This is a genomic window from Streptomyces sp. NPDC001822 (genome assembly GCF_042892135.1).
Taxonomy (GTDB): domain Bacteria; phylum Actinomycetota; class Actinomycetes; order Streptomycetales; family Streptomycetaceae; genus Streptomyces.
In genome coordinates this window covers 121141-144347 of record NZ_JBIATW010000003.1, presented here as the reverse complement: position 1 = coordinate 144347, position 23207 = coordinate 121141, and the positions used below count along the sequence as shown (strand labels likewise).

Genomic DNA, 23207 nt, shown 5'->3' with positions numbered 1-23207 from the left:
CCTCAGGGTGAGCCCGGATGGCCGGTCGCGCAACCGAGGGACGGGGTCACCGGGCGTCACGGCAGGTAGGGCAGCAGCTTGTCCGGGGTGAGGGGGAGTTCACGGAGCCGAGCGCCCGTGGCGTGCCGCACGGCGTTCCCGATCGCCGCGGCCGTACCGACGATGCCGATCTCGCCGATGCCCTTGCTGCCCATGGGGTTGAGGTGGGGGTCGTCCTCGTCGAGCCAGTGCGCCTGGATGTCGGGGACGTCGGCGCAGGACGGCACGTGGTAGGAGGCCAGGTCGCTCTCCGTGTAGTCCCCGAACACCGGGTCCATCGTGCTGCCCTCGGTGAGGGCCATGCCCAGCCCCATCACCATGCCGCCAATGAACTGGGAGCGTGCCGTAAGGGAGTTGAGGATGCGTCCGGCGGCGTAGACGCCGAGCAGTCTGCGCACCCGCACCTCACCCGTGAGGGAGTCGACGGCCACCTCGGCGAAGTGTGCGCCGAAGGCGTGCCGCGAGTACGGCGGCTCCTGCGCCGTCTCCTCGCGGGTGTCGGCGGTGACGGTGACACCGCCCTGCGGGACCGCCCCGCCGAGCTCCGCCAGCCGGGCCCGCAGGGCGGTGGCCGCCTTGTGCACCGCCCATCCCCAGGAGGCCGTACCCGAGGAACCGCCGGCCAGGGGCGCGGTCGGCAGGTCGCTGTCGCCGATGTCGATCCGCACGTCCTCCGGTGCCGCGTCCAGGACCGCTGCCGCGATCTGCGCGAGGACGGTGCGGGCCCCGGTGCCGATGTCGGTGGCGTTCACGCCGATGCGGTAGGTGCCGTCGGGCGCTACGTGGGCGGAGGCGGCGGACTCCGACACGAGCACGGGATAGGTCGCCGAGGCGACCCCGGTGCCGATCAGCCACGGCCCCTCCTCACGGCTCGCGGGCTGCGGGTCCCTGCCGGACCAGCCGAACAGGCGGGCGCCCTCGGTGAGGCAGCCGGCGAGGTTGCGGCTGCTGAAGGGCAGGCCGCTGTCGGGCTCGGTCCGCGGCTCGTTGCGCAGCCGGAGCTCGACCGGATCGATTCCGAGGGCGTTGGACAGTTCGTCCATGGCCGACTCCAGGGCGTACATCCCCGACGCCTCTCCCGGTGCGCGCATCCAGGAGGGGCTGGGCACGTCGAGGGGCACGACCAGGTGCGCGGTGCGGCTGTGGGGTGAGGCGTACATGATGCGGGCGGGTACGGCGGCCTGCTCGACGAACTCCTTGATCCGCGAGGTCTGTGTGACGACCTCGTGGGAGACGGAGGTGAGCACGCCGTCGCGGCCGGCTCCGAGCCGGACACGCTGCAGGGTGGGCGCGCGGTGGCCCACGATCGCGGCCATGTACCGCCGGGGAAGGGCGACCCGGACCGGCAGCCCGGTGTACCGCGCGGCCATCGCGGCGAGGACGGCCTGCGGGCGGGTGGTGCCCTTGGAGCCGAATCCTCCGCCGACGTGCCCGGAGACGACGGTGACGGCTTCGGGACCGAGGCCCAGCGCCTGGACGAGGGTGTCACGCACGGTGGTGGACCCCTGGCTGGAGTCGTGGACGGTCAGATGCCCGTCGTCCCACACGGCGGTCGAGGCATGGGGTTCCATCGGGTGGTTGTGCAGACCGCCCAGGGTGTAGGTCGCGTCGATCCGCACGGGTGCGGCGTCGAAGGCGGCCCCGGCGTCGCCCCGTTCCCGCAGGCCCGGGAAGCCGCCGTTGGCCTCGTCCGGGACGCGGAGGCCCGCGTGGTCCTCGGTGAGGACGACGTCGTGCGGCGTGGAGGAGTACTCGACGTGTACGGCGGCGGCGCCCGCTCTGGCCGTCTCCGTGCTGTCCGCGAGGACGAGGGCGACGGGCCAGCCGCGGTGCGGCACCCGGTCGTCCTGGAGCACGGCGAGGACGGGGTCGTCCGGTTCGTTCAGCTTCGGCGCGTTGTCGTGCGTCAGGACCGTGTGCACCCCCGGCAGTGCCAGGGCGTCGGCCGTGCGGATCGCGGTGACGCGTCCGCACGGGACGGTGGCGGGCACGATCCACCCGTGCAGGAGCGAGGGCCGGATGTGCTCCGCGGCGTAGCGGGCGGTACCGGTGACCTTGTCCCGGCCCTCGCGGCGGACGACGGGGGCACCCAGGGGCTGCGGGGAACGGCTCATGGCGTAGGACCTCGGTTCGTCGTGGGTGCGGCCCGGATCGGGCGGCGTGGCCCCGGGGTGACCGCGGGACGGTCAGGCGGACGCGCTGCGGGCGGTGAGTTCAGCGAGGACGCCCACGGCGAGTCTGCGGGCGAGGACCACCTTGAACCCGTTGTCGCGCAGGGGCTCGGCGGCCGCGAGTTCGGCCTCGGCGGCCCGGGCGAAGGTCTCCTCGGTCGCGGGCGCACCCCGCAGCACGTCCTCCGCGGCCCGTGCGCGCCAAGGCCGGTGCGCGACACCACCGAAAGCCAGCGCGCCGTGCTCGACCCGGCCGTCGCGCACGCTCAGCACGGCGGCGACGGAGACCAGCGCGAAGGCGTACGAGGCACGGTCCCTCGCCTTGCGGTAGAGGGAGCCGGCTGCGGGAGGCGGCAGCACCACCTCGGTGACCAGTTCCCCGGGCCTGATCACCGTGTCCTGGTCGGGGTTCTCGCCGGGCAGCCGGTGGAAGTCGGCGACGGGCACGGTCCGCTCCCCCTCGGGCCCGTACAGCCGGACACCGGCGTCGAGTGCCGCCAGCGCGACGGCCATGTCGGAGGGGTGGGTGGCGACGCAGTCCTGCGAGTGGCCCAGCACGGCGAGGTCGCGGTGGGTTCCCTCGCGCGCGGGGCAGCCGGAGCCGGGGACGCGCTTGTTGCAGGGCTTGGAGACGTCCTGGAAGTAGGGGCAGCGGGTGCGCTGCAGCAGGTTCCCGCCGGTGGTCGCGGTGTTGCGGAGCTGCGCGGACGCCCCGGCCAGCAGTGCCTGCGACAGGGCGGGGTAGCCCGCGCGCACGTCGGGGTGGGCCGCCAGGTCGCTGTTGCGCACGGTCGCGCCGATCCGGAGGCCGCCGTCGTCCGTCCGGGTCACGAGGTCGAGGGGCAGCCGGCAGACGTCGATGAGGAGTGCGGGGGACTCCACCCCGAGCTTCATCAGGTCGACGAGATTGGTCCCGCCGCCCAGATAGCGCGCGCCGGGACGGCCCGCACCGGCGCGGACGGCCTCGGCCACGGTCGCGGGGCGCTGGTAGGCGAAGGGTTTCACGAGGCCACGTCCCCGATCGCCTCGACGATGTGCGGGTACGCGCCGCACCGGCACAGGTTGCCGCTCATCCGTTCGCGGATCTCGTGGGCGTCGAGGAGGGCGGGTCCGCCGTCGGCCGGACCGGAGGCGGGCGTGACGTGCGAGGGGAAGCCGTCCTCGGCCTCGGCGAGCATGCCGACCGCCGAACAGAGCTGCCCGGGGGTGCAGTAGCCGCACTGGAGGGCGTCCCGTTCCAGGAAGGCCGCCTGCAGCGGATGGAGACGGTCGCCGTCGGCCAGGCCCTCGACCGTGATGATGCGGGCGTCCGACTGGGCGACGGCGAGCAGCAGGCAGCTGTTGGCGCGGCGCCCGTCGACGAGGACGGTGCAGGCACCGCACTGGCCGTGGTCGCAGCCCTTCTTGGCCCCCGTGAGCCCGAGGTGCTCGCGCAGGGTGTCCAGCACGGTGGTGCGGTGATCGAGCGTCAGGGTGTGCGGGGTGCCGTTGACGTGCAGCGTGAAGGTGGAACGGTCGTCGGGAACCGGCAGCTGTGCCGTGTCCGCGCCGAAGGCCCCCGGAGTGACGTCCATGTACGCGTACCTTCCGTGATCGGGTGGATCGGTGGTCACGCGGCGCGGTGGCTCTCCAGCCGCAGCCGGATCTCCTGCTCCTGGTCCCCGGCCGCCGTCCCGACGAGGCGTACGGCGAACGCGCCCTCCAGGGACCGGCGGAAGCGGTCGACCGCCCAGTAGCCGCCCTGCGCCTCGACCGTCACGGCTTCGGACAACTGTGCCGGCGCCGGCTCCTCCTTCGTCTCGGACACGTCCACGGTGGCTGTCCACACGGTCGGGCGGGTGTCCGAAGCAGCCTCGGGCGTGTCGGCCGCGGGGCGGTCGGAGACGAAGGAGCGGCGCAGGACCTCGAACACGGTGCTCGCGTCATCGGTGGGGCATCCGCTCAGCGTCACCACGACGTCGCCGCTCTCCTGGTGCTCCTGCTTCTGTTCCTGTGCGCTGTTCACCCTGGTTCCTTTCGCTCGGTGCGCCGTGAACGCCGGGGTGCGCGTCGCGTTCCTCCAGCGGTCCGGTGAGTCACTCCAGGCTCACCCCGCTACTGCGTGTCTGCGACACGAGGCCCGCGGCGCGGCGGTCTCGACGGGCCGCCTGCCCGGTGGGCCGCCGCGAAACACGGACCCGACACCCACGGGCCGCGCAGCGCCGGGGGCAGGGCCTCACGCGTCTACGTCCTGGCCGCAGGGGGTCGTGCCGGCGGTGCCCTCCCCGCGCACGAACCGGGTCGCCGGTCGAACGCGGCGGGTCCGGGGGGCTCCGAGTCGGCCTTCCTGCCATGCGAAACGCATTTACCGCTACATCGTCATAAAACATGAATTCATGTCAATGGCTGTCTGTGATCGGTTCTCCGGGGTATGCGCCATGCATGGACGTTACGTACGGAGCAAGCAATTCGCTCGCCGCCATCCTCGCCGACGACGGCCCCGGGGCCGTGGGTGTGATCGTCGGCATCGCGGGGCTGGCCGTGGTGGTTCTGCTGATCGGCGGCTTCTGGTGGGGCATGCGGCGCCGGGACAAGGAGCTTCCGCCCCCGCGCCCGGAGGAGCAGCCGGAGAGGCCCGAGCGCCGCACGGAGATCCAGGAGAGCGGTCAGCACACCTCGGACCGCTTCCCGGACAACGGCAGCGCACTCTCGCCGTACGAACTCGGCGGCCACGGTAACGAGGTGATCCCGCCGGACCCCGAGCGTCCGCGCGACTGACGGCGAAGGGGTGGGCGGATTCCTCTCGGGGTCCCCCGCACTCCTCTCGGGGTCCCCCGCACTCCTCTCGGGGTCCCCCGTCCTCCGCTCGATGGGCCTGGGCCTCGACTCCGCGATGCCGGCGGCCAGGGTCCATCACCCGGGCCCGGCCCGAGGCCGAACACGTGTTCCTGGACCTCGCGAACGCGCCGCCGCGGGGCGGGCTCCGAGCGCTCCCTCCGCGTGTTGCGGGAGTCGCCGCCGCGGATGAGGCTGGTCCTGGCCGCGCGGCGCAGGACACTCCCGCCGCGCAATCGACGAGGCAGAGGGACCATGAGCACAGGCGAACCGCGGACCGCCCACGAACCGGCAGCCCTGACCGGTGCGGGCGCGCCGTGCTGGGTCCACCTGGTGACCCGCGACCTGCTGGACGCCCAGCGTTTCTACGGCGGTGTCTTCGGGTGGACGTTCCGGCCCGGCCCGCTGGGCAGGGAGTTCGTCATGGCCCGGTCGGAAGGTGTGCCCGTGGCCGGCATCGGCGCGGTCGCGTCCGCGTACCAGGTGGCCGTTGCCTGGACGCCCTACTTCTCCGTCCGCGACGCCGATGTGGCGTCGGCGCGCATCCGCGAACGCAGCGGCACCGTGGCCGTGGGACCACTGGCTATCGGCACCGGCCGCGCCGTGCTGGCCGCCGACCGGGACGGCGCGGCGTTCGGCGTGTGGGAGTGGACCGGGCGCGCGGCGTCCCTCAGCCCGTCAGGGCACCGGGCCCACGCCTGGCTGCGTCTGCGCACCAGGAATGCCTTCGACGCCGCGATCTTCTACGGCGAGGTACTCGACTGGGCGAGCGGGGAGCTGGGCGGCTGCGAGGTGGCGTACGTGAAGGAAGAGGTGCTCGTACGCTGCAACGGCCGTCCGCTGGCCCGGATCAGCTCCGGTGCCGTCGAGTCCGCACCGGACCCCATGGTGCGTCCGCACTGGCAGGTGCAGTTCCCCGTCTCCGACGTCGAGGCGACGGCCGCCGCCGCCGAGCGGTTCGGGGGCACCCTCATGGAGCGGCGTCCCGTGCCGCACGGCAGCGAGGCGACCCTGCGCGACCCGGACGGGGGGCTGTTCACCGTGACGGACGTGCGCAGCCCGGCCGACGACTGAGGTCCCGGACCTCAGCCACGCGGGTCCGGGTCGTCGGTGCCGGAGGACGGCTCGCCGGGGTCCCGCTTCCCCTTGTCCCGGGCGATGGCCCAGAGCGGGAAGACGAACCAGCAGACGGCGAACCACAGGGCCATCACGCCCACGAGCCACAGCGCCACGACGTTGTGCAGCGCCACGCGCAGGATGAGCAGCAGGGTGCTGCACATGGTGCAGAAGAGCAGGCCCAGGCCGAGTTTGGTCAGCCGCGAGGCCCAGGTCACCGTCTGCGGTTTCATCCGCCGGCCGGTGAGGAGCCGGTGGTACGACACGGGACCTATCAGTGCGGCCGCCGTCGCGGATCCCAGCATGACCGTCACGACGTAGATGTTGCGGTCGACGGTCGAGAGATCGGCGAACCGGGGCTGGAAGACCACGGCGAGCAGGAATCCGAAGAGGATCTGGACGCCCGTCTGGGCGACCCGGAGTTCCTGGAGCAGGTCGCCCCACTGCCGGTCGGCCCGCTCCTCCTCGGTCTCGCGCCGGCCGCTGTGCGGGTTGGTCCCGATGCCGTCTCTCTCGCCGTCACCCTCGGACGCCGGTATCCGACCCATTGATGCCTCCCCCAGCTCGAACGTACGTGTGAGCTGGTACAGGTTCCCCGCGGATCCGCCTCCAACCCTCGGTCACGCGCGGAGCCGGGCGGTCGCGGCTGCACTCCATGGTGACAGCGATCGGGAAAACCACCACGCCGGGGCGCTCCCGCAGGACCGTGGCCCGGACGACCCCGGGCCACGACCTCGACGCACCGTGACGACTCATTTAGGATCGGGGTACGGCATCGCGCGTCGGTCACCGACCGGGTGAGGCGTGGAGGTAGCCCGTGAGATGCCTGTTGGAGGCATTCCACAGTGTCAGTCGAGTTGAACCACACCATCGTCCACTGCCGGGACAACCGGGAGTCCGCCGATTTCCTGGCCCACATCCTGGACCTCACCACCGGAACCGAATGGGGACCCTTCATTCCGGTCGTCCTCGCGAACGGCGTCACGCTGGACTTCGCGACCGTTCCCGCCGAGTCGATCACCGTGCAGCACTACGCGTTCCTGATCTCGGAGGCGGAGTTCGACACGGCCTTCGACCGCATCAGGGAGCGGGGCGTCGAGTACTACGCGGACCCGCACAAGAAGCACCGGGGCGAGATCAACCACAATGACGGCGGGCGCGGGGTCTACTTCCCGGACCCCAGCGGGCACGGACTGGAACTCATCACCCGTCCGTACGGCGGCTGGTCCTAGACCCCTCCGTCGCCGGGGCCGGCCGGGTGGGCCCGGCGGGGTGGCCGCGCCGGGCCCGGCTCAGGGCCGTTCCCCTTCACACCCGTCACCGATCCGGAAGACCATGTCCGGCCGGTCCCACATCACCGCGGGCGGCCGGGCCGCGACAGTACCGGTGCGTTCCGCGCCCACACTGCGGTAGAAGCCCTCGGCCGGCGGGTGGGCGACGACGCGTACGTCCGCCAGACCGGCCCGGCGCGCCTCCTCGCGCAGGTGCCCGGCGAGGAGGCGCCCGATGCCGTGCCCCTGGGCGTCGTCGGCCACGAACATCAGGTCGAGTTCGGGCGGGGACATGATCAGCGAGTAGAAACCGAGGACCCGGTCGTCCTCGTCGACGGCCACGTGGACACCGTGCGCCTCGATGTAGTCGGGGCCGACCCTGTACCCCGCGACCATGGGTGCGTACGGGCCCTCGTAGGCGCGCGAGGAGGTCACCAGGCGGGTCAGCCGTCTCGCGTCCCGCGCGACGGCACGCCTGATCCGCACCTCGCTCCGCCGGGCCGTAATGCGCGATCTCATAAAGCGAGTATTACGCAACCCGGCAGCCCGGCAGCCCGGCCCACCTCGCCCTCAGGTCCGCTGCCGCCCCGCCCGCCACTCCTCGACCACCGCGTCGATGTCGAACGGCTTCAGGTTCAGCGGGGGCCCCTCGGGGGGCCTGGCCAGCGCGGCGCGAATCGTCTCGTTCATCTCCGCCAGGACGCGACGCACCTCGGCCTCGGACCGTGCGTGCAGCGCCTCGTGCCGGGCGTCCTCGGCGGCCTTGCGCAGGGCGAGGGACGGCGGCAGCACCGACAGGCCCTCGCGCTGCATCTTGGCCTTGATCCACCACTCCGCGTCGTACGGCCTCTCGAGACCGGGAATCGGCTTGCCCAGCCCGGGCAGACCGGCGAAGTCGCCGCGCTGCTCGGCCTCGCGGACCTGCCTGTCCACCCACGTCTCGAAGCTGACACCAGCGGGTTTGCGCTCGGTCACCGGACACCTCTCTCCGAAGTCCTGCCGGACCGCCCGGCGTTCGGCCGAGGGCCGCCCGGGAGCCACCTCTTCCAGGTTAACGGGATCCGCCTGCTTGAAAGTCGCCCGGGGGGTAACACGGCTGGTGCACGGAGCCCGGGGGAACACCCGGCCGGGCCCGATTCCGGAAGGGGTTGACGAGAGTGGAAGAGCAGGACGCACCGACCGCGGACCGGCGGGGGCACACATCATGACAACCGTGGTGATCATCGCCGTCGTCGTCCTGGTGGCGGCGGCGGCCTTCCTCCTCGTCCGCGGCCGGCGGACCGGCGGACCTGGCCTGCGGCGTCGGTTCGGGCCCGAGTACGAGCGCACCGTGGCCCGCCACGACGGCGACACCAGGGCGGCGGAGCACGAGCTGTCCGAGCGGGTGAAGCTGCACGGCTCACTGTCCGAGCAGCCGCTCGCACCCGGAGCACGCGAGACCTACGTCCGCCGCTGGGCCGAGGTGCAGGAGAAGTTCATCGACTCCCCCAGGGACGCGGTCGTCGAGGCCGACGCGCTTCTCGCACGGCTGGCCCACGACCGGGGTTTCCCGGACGGCGGCGGCTTCGAGGAGCAGACGGCCGCCCTCTCCGTCCATCACGCCGAAGAGGTGGACGGCTACCGCAGGGTGCACACGGCGGTACGCGGCCAGGGCGGTACGGAGGAGATGCGGAAGGCCCTGGTCGAGTCCAGGGCGCTCTTCGACGTACTTCTCGCGGACGCGCCGGACGAGCGGGCCCGGACGGACCGGGCGGACCGAACCGAGACGAAAGGCAGTGCCACGGCATGACCGACCACAGCGACCCCAGGACAGAGCCCGCCGCCCCCACGGAGCCGCGGCGCACGACGGCACCCGGCACCACCCGTGAGACCGCGGCCGGAGCCGGCACCACCCGCGATCCCGCGACGGCGCGCGAACCCGCGACCGGGACGGGGCTCACGCCCGGAGCCACACGTGAACCCGCGACCGGGGAGCGGCGCGCACCGGAAACCGCACCGGACACCCTGGCGGGCACCACGACGGGCGACGGCAGAGACCGGTCGGTGAAGGATGCGACCCGCGACGGTCTCGGCGCTCCGGCCGAGCCGCGGAAGGCGTCCGGCAGGCCCTCGGACGAGCGGACCGGCCACCACGAGGATCACGGCACCGACCGGCCGCTGATGTCGCGGGACGACCAGGACAAGCTGTCCCAGCGCATGCGGCAGGCGGTCACCGACTTCGTCGAGAGCCCCCGGCGCGCGGTCGAGGAGGCGGACAGCACGTTCGACCAGATCGTCTCCGGCCTGACCGACGCCCTCACCGAACGCCGGCGGGTCCTGCGGGCCGGCTGGCAGGAGCAGGACACCGAGGCGCAGACGGAGGAGCTGCGGATAGCGCTCCAGCGCTATCGCGACCTCAGCGAGCAGCTGCTGAGGATCTGAGCGGGTGCACCCCGCGCGGACCGGCCCGGTGCGCGTCCCGACGGACGCCGCACCGGGCCGGTCCGCGTGTGCGGGAGGTCCGTCAGGCAGGTACGGCGAGGTCGGCGCGCAGGCGGTCCGCCACCGCGCGGGGCAGCCGCAGGGCCTTGTCCAGGTAACCGTCGAGTCCTCCCCACCGCTCGTCCATGGCGTCCAGGGCCGCCTCCAGGTACCGGGGCCTCGCCTCGACGACCGCGGAGGCGATGCAGGGGTCACCGCCGGCATCGAGGAAACTGCGCACCGCGGGACCGAAGGCGGCCCTGACCGCACGGTTCACCGCGAGGAACTCGGCGCGCACGACGTCGCGGGAGGCGCCAGCCAGCATCAGCAGCAGCGCGGTGGCCCAGCCCGTGCGGTCCTTGCCGGTCGCGCAGTGGAAGAGGAGCGGGCGCGCCCGGGGGTCGGCGGCGGTGTCCAGGAAGGCGCGGTAGGCGGCCGCAGCCCCCGGGGAGAGAACCATCTTGCGGTAGGTCTGCGCGAACAGTTCCTCCGCCCTGCCCCCGCCGAGCAGGGCCCTTGCTCCGTCCGGGTCACCCAGCAGGGCCCTGAGCCGGGCCGGGGTCACGCCCGGGTTGTCACCGAGGACGTCGGCGACGAACAGCCTCGCGCCCGGAGGCAGCCGGTCCGGGGCCCACTGGCGCTCGTCCGCGGTGCGCAGATCGACGACCGTGCGGATGCCGAGCGCGGCCACCGCCATGTCGTGCTCCGCGTCGAAGTCGCTCAGCTGACCGGACCGCAGCAGGATCCCCTGGCGGAGGCGGTGGTCGCGGCCCAGGGCGATGCCGCCCAGATCGCGCAGGTTGACGACGGTGGCTGCGGGGACGGCCCGGGCGGTCTGCACGATGAACTGCCTCTTTCCCGACAGACTGCAGGTCGGAATCAACGTCGCACGGCGTGCGCGTATCGACAAAGGGAACGCGGGACTCGGACGTATCGGCCGACCGGGTGTCAGTCGGCGAGAATCCTCGTCTTCTGGGCCGCGAACTCCGCGTCGGTGAGAACACCCTGCTTCCTGAGCTCGGCGAGCCTTTCGAGCAGCGTGATGACGTCGTCACCGCCGTCGGCGGGAACGCGCTCGTGCGCCACGAGGTGGCCGCCGGCGGCCTGGACCGCTCGGGTGAGGGGCACGGACCAGAGGTCCTCCCAGACGATCAGCGCGACGGAACTGCCCTCGGGCAGACCTCCGACCACGCTGAGGTCCGCGAGCCGCGGCAGGCCCGACGACCTGTCACCCGGCGGTGCGAACGACACCAGCCCCTGGGGGTCCATCTCCCGCAGCTCCACGAGCTGGAGCGTGCCGCCCGCACCCTTGCGGGCGAACGCCAGATCGAGGATGCGTACCGCGTCCGACGCGACGGCGTCGGCGAGTACGGGCGCGATCGCCTCGGCGAATCGGGCGCCGGGAAACGTGACGACGAGGTACTCCACGGGTCCCACGTCCACGATGCGTCCTTCCCCTGCGGTGCTGGGTCGCCAAAAGCATAACTTCGGGCATTAAGTGACGCACTGTGAAACTTCCGCAGCAACAGAACTAATTCACGTCTCAACCGAAAGAATTGCGCACATTCCGGAGAGTGCAAGGTCACAGCCTGTGGCCCTGCTGCGCGTCAGAGTGCTGACCTAGCATCTGACCATGACGGTCCTGCCTGCTGACGGGCTCTCTCTGGCCGCCGAATTCCCCGATCCCTCCCACGACCAGTGGCAGAGCCTTGTCGAAGGCGTACTGCGCAAGTCCGGCAGGGAAGTCACGGGAACGGCCGCCGAGGAAGCGCTGTCCACCGCACTCGGGGACGGGCTCACCGCCCGCCCTCTGTACACCTCCGACGACACGTCGGCCGACCCCGGTCTGCCCGGCTTCGCGCCCTTCACCCGGGGCAGCAGGGCCACGGGGAACACCACGGACGGCTGGGACGTGCGCCAGCACCACGCCCTCACCGACCCCGTACGCCTCAACGAGGCGGTGCTGGGCGACCTGGAGAACGGCGTCACCTCGCTCTGGCTTGCCGTGGGCGGCCCGGGAGGCGTACCGGTCCCGGACCTCGCCCGGGCGCTGGAAGGCGTCTATCTCGACCTGGCGCCCGTCGTCCTCGACGCGCGCTCCGCGAGCGGGCCGGCCGCGGCCGGGCTGCTCGCGCTCTACGAGGCACGGGGCGTCGCCAAGGACGCGGCCCGCGGCAGCCTCGGGCTGGACCCGCTCGGGCAGTCAGCCCGGACGGGCGCCGAGCCGGACACGGACGAGGCCGCCCACTGGGCGGGGGTCTGCGGCCGGGAGTACCCGGGCCTGCGGGCCATGGTCGTGGACGCGCTGCCGTACCACGAGGCGGGCGGATCGGCCGCCGAGGAGCTGGGGATCTCCCTGGCCACGGGCGTCGCCTATCTGAGGACGCTGACCGCGTCCGGCCTCACCGTCGAAGAGGCCTGCGCACAAATGGAGTTCAGGTATGCCGCGACGGCCGACCAGTTCCTGACGATCGCGAAGCTGCGTGCCGCCCGGCGGCTGTGGTCGCGCGTGGCCGAGGTCTGCGGGGCACCGGGCGCGGGGGCGCAGCGGCAGCACGCGGTGACCTCGTCCGTGATGATGACGCGCCGTGATCCCTGGGTGAACATGCTGCGGACGACGCTGGCCTGCCTGGGCGCGGGCGTCGGCGGAGCGGAGTCCGTCACCGTGCTGCCGTTCGATCACGCGCTGGGCCTGCCCGACGCGTTCGCCCGGCGTATCGCCCGCAACACCTCCACCATCCTGATGGAGGAGTCGCACCTGGCCCGGGTGACGGATCCCGCGGGCGGCTCGTGGTACGTCGAGCGGCTGACGGACGAACTCGCCTCCGCAGCCTGGTCGTTCTTCCAGGAGGTCGAGCGCGCGGGCGGCCAGGCCGCCGCGCTGCGCTCCGGCATGGTCGGCGAGCGGATCGCCGCCACCTGGGCGGCGCGGAGCAGGGACCTGGCGCGGCGCAAGGAGCCCGTGACCGGGGTCAGCGAGTTCCCGAACCTCGCGGAGCCGCCGGTGGAGCGTGAGCCGGCGCCCGTGGCCCCCTCTCACGGCGGGCTGCCGCGGGTCAGGCGGGACGAGGCGTTCGAGGCGCTGCGCGCCCGGTCGGACCGCCATCTGGCCGCCACGGGGGCACGCCCCAAGGTGTTCATCGCCGCGCTCGGGCCCGCCTCGGTGCACACGGCGCGTGCGTCGTTCGCCGCGAACCTCTTCCTGTCGGGGGGCATCGAGCCCGTCCACGACCCCGTGTCGGTCGATGCCTCGACGGCGGCCGCGGCCTTCGCCGCGAGCGGCGCGACGACCGCCTGCCTCTGCTCGACGGACGCCCTCTACGCCGAGCAGGCCGAAGGTGTCGCCGCGGCCCTCAGGGACGCCGGAGCCGAACAGGTCTTCCTGGCCGGACGCCCCGGGGAGTACACCGGCGCCGACGTCCACGTCTTCGCCGGCTGCGATGTCGTCGCCGTCCTCTCCTCCGAACTCGACCGCATGGGAGTGGCGTGATGCAGACCCCCGAGACCACCGGGGCCCGTGTGCCCGCGGTGCCGGACTTCTCCGGCGTGCCCCTGACCGGAGGCGCTCCGGCCGAGGTGTCCGAGGACCGCTGGCGCAGCGCGGTGAAGGAGTCCGCCGGCCGGTCCGACGAGGAGCTCCGCTGGGAGACCCCGGAGGGCATCGAGGTCAAGCCGCTGTACACCGGCCGGGACCTGGAGGGCCTCGACTTCCTGGACACCCGGCCGGGCATCGCACCGTATCTGCGGGGCCCCTACCCGACGATGTACGTCAACCAGCCCTGGACGATCCGTCAGTACGCCGGCTTCTCGACCGCCGAGGAGTCCAACGCCTTCTACCGGCGCAACCTCGCGGCCGGGCAGAAGGGCCTGTCCGTCGCGTTCGACCTGCCCACCCACCGCGGTTACGACAGTGACCACCCCCGGGTGACGGGCGACGTCGGCATGGCGGGCGTGGCGATCGACTCGGTCTACGACATGCGTCAGCTCTTCGACGGCATCCCGCTGGACCGGATGTCGGTGTCGATGACGATGAACGGCGCGGTGCTGCCGGTCCTCGCGCTGTACATCGTGGCCGCCGAGGAACAGGGCGTGCCGCCCGAGAAGCTGGCCGGGACCATCCAGAACGACATCCTCAAGGAGTTCATGGTCCGCAACACCTACATCTATCCGCCCGGCCCGTCGATGCGGATCATCTCCGACATCTTCGCGTTCACCTCGCAGAAGATGCCGCGCTACAACTCCATCTCGATCTCCGGCTACCACATCCAGGAGGCCGGCGCGACGGCCGATCTGGAGCTCGCCTACACCCTGGCCGACGGGGTGGAGTACCTGCGGGCGGGGCAGGCGGCGGGGCTGGACGTGGACGCCTTCGCCCCTCGGCTCTCGTTCTTCTGGGCGATCGGCATGAACTTCTTCATGGAGATCGCGAAGCTGCGGGCCGCCCGCCTCCTGTGGGCCAAGCTGGTCAAGGAGTTCGGTCCGAAGAACTCCAAGTCGCTTTCGCTGCGCACCCATTCGCAGACCTCCGGCTGGTCGCTGACGGCGCAGGACGTCTTCAACAACGTGACGCGCACGTGTGTCGAGGCGATGGCCGCGACCCAGGGCCACACCCAGTCGCTGCACACGAACGCGCTGGACGAGGCGCTCGCCCTGCCCACGGACTTCTCCGCGCGCATCGCCCGCAACACCCAGCTGCTGCTGCAGCAGGAGTCGGGGACCTGCCGGGTCATCGACCCCTGGGGCGGCAGCGCGTACGTCGAGAAGCTCACGAACGACCTGGCGCGACGGGCGTGGCAGCACATCGAGGAGGTCGAGGCGGCGGGCGGAATGGCCAGGGCCATCGACGCGGGCATCCCGAAGCTGCGGATCGAGGAGGCGGCCGCGCGCACGCAGGCCCGGATCGACGCCGGACGCCAGCCGGTCATCGGAGTGAACAAGTACCGGGTGGAGACCGACGAGAAGATCGACGTGCGATCGGTCGACAACTCCTCGGTGCGAGCCCGGCAGATCGAGAAGCTGCGCCGGCTGCGCGAAGAACGCGACGAGGCCGCGTGCCAGGACGCGCTGCGCGCCCTGACCGAGGCGGCGGGGCGGGACCCGGGGCCGGGGCTCGACGGCAACCTCCTGGCGCTGGCCGTCGACGCCGCCCGGGCGATGGCCACGGTCGGAGAGATCTCGGACGCGCTGGAGAAGGTGTACGGAAGGCACGCGGGCCAGATCCGTACGATCTCCGGGGTGTACCGCAAAGAGGCAGGAGAGTCCCCGTCCGTGGACCGCACCCGCACCCTCGTGGGCGACTTCGAGGAGGCCGAGGGCCGGCGTCCCCGTATCCTCGTCGCCAAGATGGGCCAGGACGGCCACGACCGCGGCCAGAAGGTGATCGCGACCGCGTTCGCCGACCTGGGCTTCGACGTCGACGTGGGCCCGCTCTTCCAGACGCCGGGCGAGGTCGCCCGTCAGGCCGTCGAGGCGGACGTGCACATCGTGGGCGTCTCGTCCCTCGCGGCCGGGCACCTCACCCTCGTCCCGGCACTGCGGCAGGAGCTGGCGGCCGAGGGCCGGGAGGACATCATGATCGTGGTCGGCGGGGTGATCCCGCCCCAGGACGTGGAGGCGCTGCACGACGCGGGCGCGGCCGCGGTGTTCCCGCCCGGCACGGTGATCCCGGACGCGGCGCACGACCTGGTCACGCGGCTCGCCGCCTCGCTCGGCCACGAGCTGTGAGCCGTTGACCGTGGCCGCGAGGATCGACATCGACGTGTATGCCAAGGGCGTGCTGGACGGGAAACGCGCGTTCGTGGCCCGTGCGATCACGCTCGTGGAATCCGCCCGCCCCGATCACCGGGTGCTGGCCCAGCGCCTGCTGAGCGAGTTGCTGCCGCATGCGGGGCGAGCCCGGCGGATCGGGGTCAGCGGGGTGCCGGGCGTGGGGAAGTCCACGTTCATCGACGCGCTCGGCACTCTGCTGACCGGTCTCGGCCACCGGGTCGCCGTGCTGGCCGTGGACCCCTCCTCCGGCCGTACGGGGGGTTCCATCCTGGGCGACAAGACCCGGATGGAACGGCTGGCGGTGGACGCGCGCGCGTTCGTCCGCCCCTCGCCCACCGCGGGGACGCTCGGCGGCGTGGCCAAGGCGACGCGCGAGTCCATCGTCGTCATGGAAGCCGCCGGCTACGACGTCGTGCTCGTGGAGACGGTGGGGGTGGGACAGTCGGAGACGGCGGTCGCCAACATGGTCGACACCTTCCTGCTGCTCACCCTCGCCCGTACGGGCGATCAGTTGCAGGGCATCAAGAAGGGCGTGCTGGAGCTCGCCGACGCGATCGCCGTCAACAAGGCGGACGGCCCGCACGAGCGCGACGCCCGCTCCGCGGCGCGCGAACTGGCGGGCGCGCTGCGGCTGATGCATCCGGTGGACGCTGCCTGGACTCCCCCGGTGCTGACGTGCAGTGCCCGGGAGTCGACCGGTCTGGGCGAGTTGTGGGAACGGCTGGAGCAGCACCGCACGCTCCTGGAGTCCACCGGGCGGCTGGCGGCCAAGCGCCGCGAGCAGCAGGTGGACTGGACCTGGACCATGGTCCGTGACGAGCTGCTGGACAGCCTGCACGGCCATCCCGCTGTACGCACCCTCACCCCGGATCTCGAACAGCGGGTCCGTTCCGGTGAGTTGACGGCCACGCTGGCAGCCGAACAGATCCTCCGGGCGTTCCGGGGCGACGAGCGGGCGGACGGGGAGCGCGCGGACACGGCCTGAGGCAGGCCCCCGGCGGCGCGCCCCACTGCCGGCTCGCGGTCCCTCTCCGGCTCCGGCTCCGGCTCCGGAGCAACGTGCGTACCGCCCGGTGTCCCCTCGGGCCGTCCCCTCAGGCCACCCACTCGCGTCGGCCGTCCCCTCGCGCGGGGCGGGCCCGAGGGGACCGGGTGCGCGACGCCCGGTCCTTCCCGCGCACCTCACGGCGCCCACGTCGCGCCGCACCCTTCCCCCCGTGCCCTGATCGTGGTACCGTCCGATCAGCACGCGTGTACGCCGGGATCCGGCGCCGGTGCCATCTCCCGCTGTTGCGCCCGTCCTCTCCGACCGGCGATCCAGCTTCTCTGCATTTCTTCAGCTGTCCGGACCGGGCGTCTTCGCCCGTCGCGTCGCACGAGGCGTGTTTCCTCCGCCCCGCCCTCGCCGGACCCCACATTCGCCATGTCCGCGAAAGGACCCACCATGACCAGCACACTCGAACGCCCCGTCGCCCCACCGCACCAGCCGGTCCGGACCGCCGGTGTCCTCGACACCACGCACAACGGACACGGCGTGCTGCGTACCGACGGCGGCCACCCCTCCCCCCACGACATCCGGGTGTCTCCCGCCCTGATCCGGCAGTACGGCCTGCGCAAGGGCGATGTCGTCGAGGGAACCTGCGAACGTCCCCGGGCGCTGTCCCGCGTCGAGTCGGTGAACGGACGCCCCGCGCGCGAGCTGCGGGAGCGGCCGCACTTCCGCGACCTGACGCCGCTGCACCCGCGTGAACGGCTGCGCCTCGAGACACCGGACGGCGGCCCCGCCCCGCGGATCATCGACCTGGTGGCGCCGCTCGGCAAGGGCCAGCGCGGACTCGTCGTAGCGCCTCCGAGGACGGGAAAGACGGTGCTGCTCCAGCAGGTGGCCGCCGCCGTCGCCGCCAACCACCCCGAGTGCCACCTGATGGTGGTCCTGCTGGACGAACGGCCCGAGGAGGTCACGGACATGCGCCGGTCCGTGCGGGGCGAGGTGTACGCCTCCACCTTCGACCGGCCGGCCGGGGAACACATCGCCCTGGCCGGTCTCGCCCTGGAACGCGCCAAGCGGCTCGTCGAGCAGGGCCGGGACGTCGTCGTCCTCCTCGACTCCCTCACCCGGCTGTGCCGCGCCCACAACACGAACGCGGGCGCCGGCGGCCGCACGCTGAGCGGCGGCGTGGACGCCGCGGCTCTCGTCGGCCCCAAGAAGCTCTTCGGTGCCGCCCGCCTCGCCGAGGAGGGCGGTTCGCTCACCATCCTGGCGACCGTGCTGGTGGACACCGGCTCGCGCGCCGACGACTACTTCTTCGAGGAGCTCAAGAGCACGGGCAACATGGAGCTGCGCCTCGACAGGGCACTGGCGGACAGGCGGGTCTTCCCCGCCGTCGACGTCACCCCTTCGGGCACCCGGCGGGAGGAACTGCTGCTGCCCCCGGCGGAACTGGCCGCCGTACGCGGTCTCAGGCGGGCCCTGCGGACGCGGGACCCGCAGGCGGCCTACGAAGCGCTCCTGCAGCGGATCAGGGCCACCCCGGGCAACGCGGCGCTCCTTCGGCAGCTGAAGGCCACCGTCCCCGGTGCGTGACGCCGGGCCGGGACGGGGGCCACGACGGAGGGCGGCCCGGGATCCGGGTCCGCCCTCCGGCCGGCCGGGCCGCCGACGGGTCAGCCCGCGGAGCCCAGTGCGTCGGAGACGAGGGCGCGTGCCTCGTCCTGGACGGTGGCGAGGTGCCCGGGCCCCTGGAAGCTCTCCGCGTACACCTTGTAGACGTCCTCCGTGCCCGAGGGCCGTGCCGCGAACCAGGCGCTGTCGGTGCAGACCTTGAGCCCCCCGATCGCCGCGCCGTTGCCCGGGGCCTCGGTGAGTACGGCGGTGATGGGCTCGCCGGCGAGCGTGTCCGCGCGGACCTGTTCGGGCGAGAGCTTGGCCAGCACGGCCTTCTGCTCGCGTGTCGCGGGCGCGTCGACCCTGGCGTAGGCGGGATCGCCGAAGCGCGCGGTGAGTTCGGCGTAGTGCTGCGACGGCGTGGACCCGGTGACGGCGGTGATCTCCGAGGCGAGCAGGGCGAGCAGGATTCCGTCCTTGTCCGTCGTCCACACCCGGCCGTCGCGGCGCAGGAAGGACGCGCCGGCCGACTCCTCGCCGCCGAAGCCCAGGGTGCCGCCGAACAGCCCGTCGACGAACCACTTGAAGCCCACCGGGACCTCCACGAGCTGCCGTCCGAGGTCGGCGGCGACCCGGTCGATCATGGAGGAGGAGACCAGTGTCTTGCCGACGCCGGTACCGGCCGGCCAGCCGTCGCGGTGCGAGTAGAGGTAGCGGATCGCCACGGCCAGGTAGTGGTTGGGGTTCATCAGCCCGCCGTCGGGCGTGACGATGCCGTGCCGGTCGGCGTCGGCATCGTTGCCCGTGGCGATGGTGTAGGCGTCGCGCTGCTCGATCAAGGAGGCCATGGCGTACGGCGACGAGCAGTCCATCCGGATCTTCCCGTCCCAGTCCAGCGTCATGAAGCGCCAGGTGGGGTCGGCGAGCGGGTTGACGACGGTGAGGTCGAGGCGGTGCCGCTCCGCGATCCGCCCCCAGTAGGCGACCGAGGCGCCGCCCAGCGGGTCGGCGCCGATCCTGATCCCGGCGTCGCGCACGGCGTCCAGATCGAGCACGGCCGGGAGGTCGTCGACGTAGCCGGTCAGGAAGTCGTGGCGGCCCGTGGTCCCGGCAGCCAGCGCCCTGGCGTAGGGGATCCGCCGGACCTCCTTCAGCCCGCCCTCGATCAGGGTGTTGGCCCGGTCCTGGATCCACGAGGTGGCGTCCGAGCCGGCGGGTCCGCCGTGCGGCGGGTTGTACTTGAAGCCGCCGTCGCCCGGAGGATTGTGCGACGGGGTGACCACGATGCCGTCGGCGAGACCGCCCGTGCGGTCGCGGTTGTACGTCAGGATCGCGTGCGAGACGGCCGGGGTGGGTGTGTAGCCGTCGTCCGTGTCGATCAGGACGGTCGCGCCGTTGGCCGCGAGGACCTCGACGGCCGTGACCCGGGCGGGTTCGGACAGTGCGTGGGTGTCGGCGCCGAGGAACAGCGGCCCGTCGGTGCCCTGACGTTGCCGGTACTCGCAGATGGCCTGGGTGGTGGCGGCGATGTGGTCCTCGTTGAACGCCGCCTTGAGGGCCGAGCCGCGGTGGCCCGAGGTTCCGAACGCCACTCGCTGGCCGGGCTCGGACGGATCGGGGTGGACGGAGTAGTAGGCCGTCACCAGCCGCGCCACGTCCACCAGATCGCCGGCCTGCGCCGGCTGGCCGGCCCGTTCGTGCACCATCGTTTCTCCTCTGTCTTCGGCTGCCGCTCGCCGACCGCCCGGGAATGGACGATCATCACGAGTTGTACCCGATCCTCCCGCGTCGGCCGCGCTCCGGGTACGGGTACGGGACGGGACGGGACCAGCAGTACATACGGAACGGGCGGGCCGCAGGACATCTTCGGCGTGATCGGCCGGTTCTTGCGGCGAGTGCGCCGCACCGCGGCCGCCTCACCGGATGTCGTCCCCGTGCGCGGGCAAGCACCCGTCACCTGAATTCCGGGCCCCGGCGGGCGTGGAGATCCGCGCCTTCACCGAAGGGATTTCCGGGAGGCGCGGGTATGCGAACAGAGGCATACACCACGGCAATCATGCGCCAGCAGCCGGTAGAAAATCCTATTGCCTCATCTGACACGCCGCAGCATTCGGGGGTAATTTATCCGACGACCCGACAGGGCTAACAACGGGACGACGAGCGCGAGTCGTACGCGTTTTCCCGTTCGGCGTCTGCGACAGTGCGTCTCGGTTTTACCCACTTGATCTCCGCCGCCACATTCCTTGCCGCCGGCGTTTATCCGAACCGGCTCGTCGGGGGCTTGTGAAAGAGAGCCGTGCGTGCTGCAGAAGAATTGCACCGAGGAAGACCGACTGACGGTCCTTCATCTGGTCCAGCCGGTGGAGGGAGGAGTCGCGAGGGTCGTGACCGACCTCGTCGCGGCTCAGGTCCGTGCGGGACTGCGTCCCGTCGTGGCCTGCCCGCCGGGCGGTGAACTGACGGCCGGAGCGGCCGCCGCGGGTGCCCGGGTGTGCGAATGGCCCGCCGAGCGGGCTCCGGGGCCCCGGCTGAGCCGGGAGGTGTCCGCGGCGGGCCGGCTGATCCGCTCGTGGCGTCCTGATGTGATCCACGCCCACAGCGCGAAGGCCGGGCTCGCCGGGCGCCTCGCCGTGCGAGGCCGGGTGCCGACCGTGTTCCAGCCGCACGCCTGGTCGTTCGAGGCCCTGGAGGGCCGGGCCGCCGGTCTCGCGAAGTCCTGGGAGCGGTACGGAGCCCGCTGGAGCGACCGCATCCTCTGCGTCAGCGAGTCCGAACGCCGCACCGGCGAGCGTGCGGGCATCGCGGCGCACTGGTCGGTGATCCACAACGGCATCGACCTGAGGCGCTTCGTGCCCGCGGGCACGGATGACGCACCGGGCGGCCGCGCCTGCCTCCCGCTCCTCGCAGACGTTCCGGCCGACGCTCCTCTCGTGGTGTGCGTGGGGCGCCTGAGCCGGCAGAAGGGCCAGGACGTGCTGCTGCGGGCCTGGCGGATCGCGCGCACGGCCGGTGCACGGCTCGTCCTGGTGGGCGACGGGCCCTGCGCGCCGGAGCTGCGGCGCACCGCACCCGACGGGGTGCTGTTCGCGGGGGCCACCCCGGACGTGCGGCCCTGGATCCGGGCCGCGGATCTGCTCGTACTCCCCTCGCGGTGGGAGGGGATGGCGCTGGCGCCCCTCGAAGCCATGGCCTGCGGCACGCCCGTCCTGCTGTCCGACGTCGACGGGGCCAGGGAGAGCCTGCCCGCCGGACATCTGCCCCACTGCCTCGTGCCGCCCGAGGACCCCGCGGCCCTCGCGGCGGCCCTGACCGCCCTGCTGACCGACCCCGCGCTGCGTGCGGAGCTGGGCCGGACGGCGCAGAGCCGCACACGGTCGGTCTTCGACGTGACGAAGACCGCCGGGGCGGTCCTGCACCTCTACCACGAACTTGTCGGCAAGTCCCGCCCCACGACGAGGAAGCGCACCGAGCGATGACGACGGAGAGTGCCCCTGTTCCCCGAGCCGCCCAGGCAACTGCCGTACGGAGCGCGGCTTCCGCAGTACGACCGCCACGGAGCGGCGGTGACGACGCACCGGCCGCGCAGGCCGCCGCCGGTGTCCGCCGCCGCCGGGCGCCCGCGGCCCTGCTGGCATCCGACGGGCTCGCCCTCGGCCTGGCCGTGGCCCTGGTGTCCCCCGGCCCGTGGCCACCGGTCGTCCTCCTGCTGCAGATCACCCTCCAACTGCTGCTGAACGCCTACCGGGGCCTGTACCGGACCGGGCTGTCCCCCTCGGTCCTGGCGGAGCTGCCCGCGCTGACCGGTCTCGCCCTGGTGCAGTGGTACGTCACGGCCGAGGCACTGACCACCTACGATCCCCGCTACTCCGCCGGCTGGGCGGCGCCGGCCTGCGCGTTCGGCGTGCAGCTCCTGCTGACCTGCTGTGCGCGCGCCGCCGTCCACCGGGTCCGGCTGCGGTCCGCCGCCCGCCATCCGCAGTCCACCCTGGTGGTCGGCGACGGGCAGCTCGCCGACCGGGTCGTCGCCGTCCTCCGGGAGCACCCGCGGTACGGCATGCGGCCGGTGGGCCGGGTGGGCGCCACGGCCGCCGCCGCGGACACGGCGGAGGACGCACCGGCCGGAGAGGTACCGCTGCCCGCCCTCGCCTCGGTGCAGGACGCGAGCCGGGCGGTCATCCAGAACTCCGTCCGGCACGCCGTGTTCACACTTCCGCCCGAGTCGGCGCCCGACGGCGCGGAGCTCTTCGCGCTCTTCGCCAAGCACGGCTGCCGGGTGTGGCTGATCACCGATCAGGGAGCGGTCGCCCGCTACCGGACGGGGCCCAGGCCGGACCACGTGTGGGGTTTCGCCGCCCACGCACTGCACACCGGCCCGCACCACCCGGTGGCCCACCGCCTGAAGCGGGCCATGGACGCCGTCCTGGCCGCGGTCGCGCTGATCGCCGCGTCGCCCGTCATGGCCGCCTGCGCCCTCGCCGTACGCGTCTGCGACGGGCCGGGGGTCGTCTTCCGCCAGGAGCGCATCGGCAGGAACGGGCGGCCGTTCGTGCTCCTGAAGTTCCGCACCCTGCGCGCCGACGCGCACGAGTCGGCCACCCGGTGGAACGTGTCGGAGGACCGGCGCATGAGCAGGGTCGGCCGGACCTTGCGCAGGACGTCGCTCGACGAGCTCCCCCAGCTGTGGAACGTGGTGCGCGGTGACATGAGCCTGGTCGGGCCGCGACCCGAACGCCCCTATTTCGTCCAGCAGTTCAGCCGGATGCATCCCGGCTACCGGACCCGCCACCGGATGCCTGTCGGCATCACGGGACTCGCGCAGGTGAACGGCCTGCGCGGCGACACCTCGATCGAGGACCGGGCCCGGTTCGACAACAGGTACATCGAGACATGGTCGCTGTGGCAGGACATGTGCGTGCTCGCGCGCACGGCCGGCTCGGTGTTCCGGCTCGGAGGAAGCTGAAC

General features: G+C 72.6%; 21 protein-coding genes. 11 read left to right on the top strand and 10 right to left on the bottom strand.

What is annotated here, in order from left to right:
* Positions 1-56 precede the first annotated feature (56 nt).
* The 4 genes from ACFYY2_RS08650 to ACFYY2_RS08635 all read right to left on the bottom strand — a co-directional run bounded on the left by ACFYY2_RS08650 (position 57) and on the right by ACFYY2_RS08635 (position 4215).
* A complete protein-coding gene (locus ACFYY2_RS08650; RefSeq protein ID WP_388738949.1) occupies positions 57-2153 on the bottom strand; it encodes a xanthine dehydrogenase family protein molybdopterin-binding subunit in 2097 nt (698 codons plus the stop codon).
* A 72-nt stretch (positions 2154-2225) separates the two neighbouring features.
* Positions 2226-3215, bottom strand: coding sequence for an FAD binding domain-containing protein (locus ACFYY2_RS08645; RefSeq protein ID WP_388738946.1), 990 nt, complete (start codon positions 3213-3215; stop codon positions 2226-2228).
* A complete protein-coding gene (locus ACFYY2_RS08640; protein WP_388738944.1) occupies positions 3212-3784 on the bottom strand; it encodes a 2Fe-2S iron-sulfur cluster-binding protein in 573 nt (190 codons plus the stop codon). The genes ACFYY2_RS08645 and ACFYY2_RS08640 overlap by 4 nt, the downstream gene beginning before the upstream one ends.
* Before the next feature lie 35 nt (positions 3785-3819).
* Positions 3820-4215, bottom strand: a complete 396-nt coding sequence (locus ACFYY2_RS08635; RefSeq protein WP_388738941.1) for a hypothetical protein — start codon at positions 4213-4215, stop codon at positions 3820-3822.
* Between the two features lie 416 nt (positions 4216-4631).
* On the opposite strand from ACFYY2_RS08635, the gene ACFYY2_RS08630 reads away from it, so the two are divergent.
* The gene (locus ACFYY2_RS08630) at positions 4632-4967 is read left to right on the top strand and encodes a DUF6479 family protein (RefSeq protein ID WP_388738938.1); all 336 of its coding nucleotides are present in this window, start codon (positions 4632-4634) and stop codon (positions 4965-4967) included.
* Positions 4968-5279: 312 nt separating this feature from the next.
* A complete protein-coding gene (locus ACFYY2_RS08625; protein ID WP_388738935.1) occupies positions 5280-6098 on the top strand; it encodes a VOC family protein in 819 nt (272 codons plus the stop codon).
* Positions 6099-6109: 11 nt separating this feature from the next.
* Here ACFYY2_RS08625 and ACFYY2_RS08620 read toward each other — a convergent pair whose 3' ends face one another.
* Positions 6110-6688: a DUF6328 family protein gene (locus tag ACFYY2_RS08620; protein WP_388738932.1), complete on the bottom strand. Its 579-nt coding sequence runs from the start codon at positions 6686-6688 to the stop codon at positions 6110-6112.
* Between the two features lie 297 nt (positions 6689-6985).
* Between ACFYY2_RS08620 and ACFYY2_RS08615 the strand changes: the two genes are divergently transcribed.
* Positions 6986-7372 (top strand): VOC family protein, encoded by a 387-nt coding sequence (locus ACFYY2_RS08615; RefSeq protein WP_388738930.1) that lies wholly within the window; start codon positions 6986-6988, stop codon positions 7370-7372.
* A gap of 60 nt (positions 7373-7432) precedes the next feature.
* Here ACFYY2_RS08615 and ACFYY2_RS08610 read toward each other — a convergent pair whose 3' ends face one another.
* Positions 7433-7930 carry a GNAT family N-acetyltransferase gene (locus tag ACFYY2_RS08610; RefSeq protein WP_388738927.1) on the bottom strand — a complete coding sequence of 166 codons (498 nt, stop codon included), beginning with the start codon at positions 7928-7930 and terminating at the stop codon, positions 7433-7435.
* Between the two features lie 51 nt (positions 7931-7981).
* Positions 7982-8386, bottom strand: coding sequence for a DUF1992 domain-containing protein (locus ACFYY2_RS08605; RefSeq protein ID WP_388738925.1), 405 nt, complete (start codon positions 8384-8386; stop codon positions 7982-7984).
* 229 nt (positions 8387-8615) lie between these two features.
* On the opposite strand from ACFYY2_RS08605, the gene ACFYY2_RS08600 reads away from it, so the two are divergent.
* The gene (locus ACFYY2_RS08600; protein ID WP_388738922.1) at positions 8616-9200 is read left to right on the top strand and encodes a hypothetical protein; all 585 of its coding nucleotides are present in this window, start codon (positions 8616-8618) and stop codon (positions 9198-9200) included.
* Positions 9197-9832, top strand: a complete 636-nt coding sequence (locus ACFYY2_RS08595; RefSeq protein ID WP_388738919.1) for a hypothetical protein — start codon at positions 9197-9199, stop codon at positions 9830-9832. The genes ACFYY2_RS08600 and ACFYY2_RS08595 overlap by 4 nt, the downstream gene beginning before the upstream one ends.
* Positions 9833-9914: 82 nt before the next feature.
* On the opposite strand, the gene ACFYY2_RS08590 is transcribed toward ACFYY2_RS08595, so the two are convergent.
* Together ACFYY2_RS08590 and ACFYY2_RS08585 are read right to left on the bottom strand one after the other, a co-directional pair.
* Positions 9915-10712, bottom strand: a complete 798-nt coding sequence (locus tag ACFYY2_RS08590; protein WP_388738917.1) for a tyrosine-protein phosphatase — start codon at positions 10710-10712, stop codon at positions 9915-9917.
* A gap of 107 nt (positions 10713-10819) precedes the next feature.
* A complete protein-coding gene (locus tag ACFYY2_RS08585) occupies positions 10820-11314 on the bottom strand; it encodes a DUF6325 family protein (protein ID WP_388738915.1) in 495 nt (164 codons plus the stop codon).
* A 190-nt stretch (positions 11315-11504) separates the two neighbouring features.
* Between ACFYY2_RS08585 and mutA the strand changes: the two genes are divergently transcribed.
* The 4 genes from mutA to rho all read left to right on the top strand — a co-directional run bounded on the left by mutA (position 11505) and on the right by rho (position 18224).
* Positions 11505-13361, top strand: coding sequence for a methylmalonyl-CoA mutase small subunit (gene mutA, locus ACFYY2_RS08580; protein ID WP_388738913.1), 1857 nt, complete (start codon positions 11505-11507; stop codon positions 13359-13361).
* Positions 13361-15595 carry a methylmalonyl-CoA mutase gene (gene scpA, locus ACFYY2_RS08575; RefSeq protein WP_388738911.1) on the top strand — a complete coding sequence of 745 codons (2235 nt, stop codon included), beginning with the start codon at positions 13361-13363 and terminating at the stop codon, positions 15593-15595. Before mutA ends, scpA begins: the two co-directional genes overlap by 1 nt.
* 10 nt (positions 15596-15605) lie before the next feature.
* A complete protein-coding gene (gene meaB / locus ACFYY2_RS08570) occupies positions 15606-16625 on the top strand; it encodes a methylmalonyl Co-A mutase-associated GTPase MeaB (RefSeq protein WP_388738909.1) in 1020 nt (339 codons plus the stop codon).
* A gap of 459 nt (positions 16626-17084) precedes the next feature.
* Positions 17085-18224, top strand: coding sequence for a transcription termination factor Rho (gene rho / locus ACFYY2_RS08565; protein ID WP_388738906.1), 1140 nt, complete (start codon positions 17085-17087; stop codon positions 18222-18224).
* A gap of 80 nt (positions 18225-18304) precedes the next feature.
* On the opposite strand, the gene pgm is transcribed toward rho, so the two are convergent.
* Positions 18305-19951 carry a phosphoglucomutase (alpha-D-glucose-1,6-bisphosphate-dependent) gene (gene pgm, locus ACFYY2_RS08560; RefSeq protein ID WP_388738903.1) on the bottom strand — a complete coding sequence of 549 codons (1647 nt, stop codon included), beginning with the start codon at positions 19949-19951 and terminating at the stop codon, positions 18305-18307.
* A gap of 594 nt (positions 19952-20545) precedes the next feature.
* Here pgm and ACFYY2_RS08555 point away from each other — a divergent pair.
* Both ACFYY2_RS08555 and ACFYY2_RS08550 read left to right on the top strand, forming a co-directional pair.
* Entirely contained in the window at positions 20546-21721 is a 1176-nt protein-coding gene (locus tag ACFYY2_RS08555) for a glycosyltransferase family 4 protein (protein WP_388738900.1), read from the top strand.
* The gene (locus ACFYY2_RS08550; protein ID WP_388738897.1) at positions 21718-23205 is read left to right on the top strand and encodes a sugar transferase; all 1488 of its coding nucleotides are present in this window, start codon (positions 21718-21720) and stop codon (positions 23203-23205) included. Before ACFYY2_RS08555 ends, ACFYY2_RS08550 begins: the two co-directional genes overlap by 4 nt.
* The last annotated feature ends 2 nt before the right edge of the window (positions 23206-23207 follow it).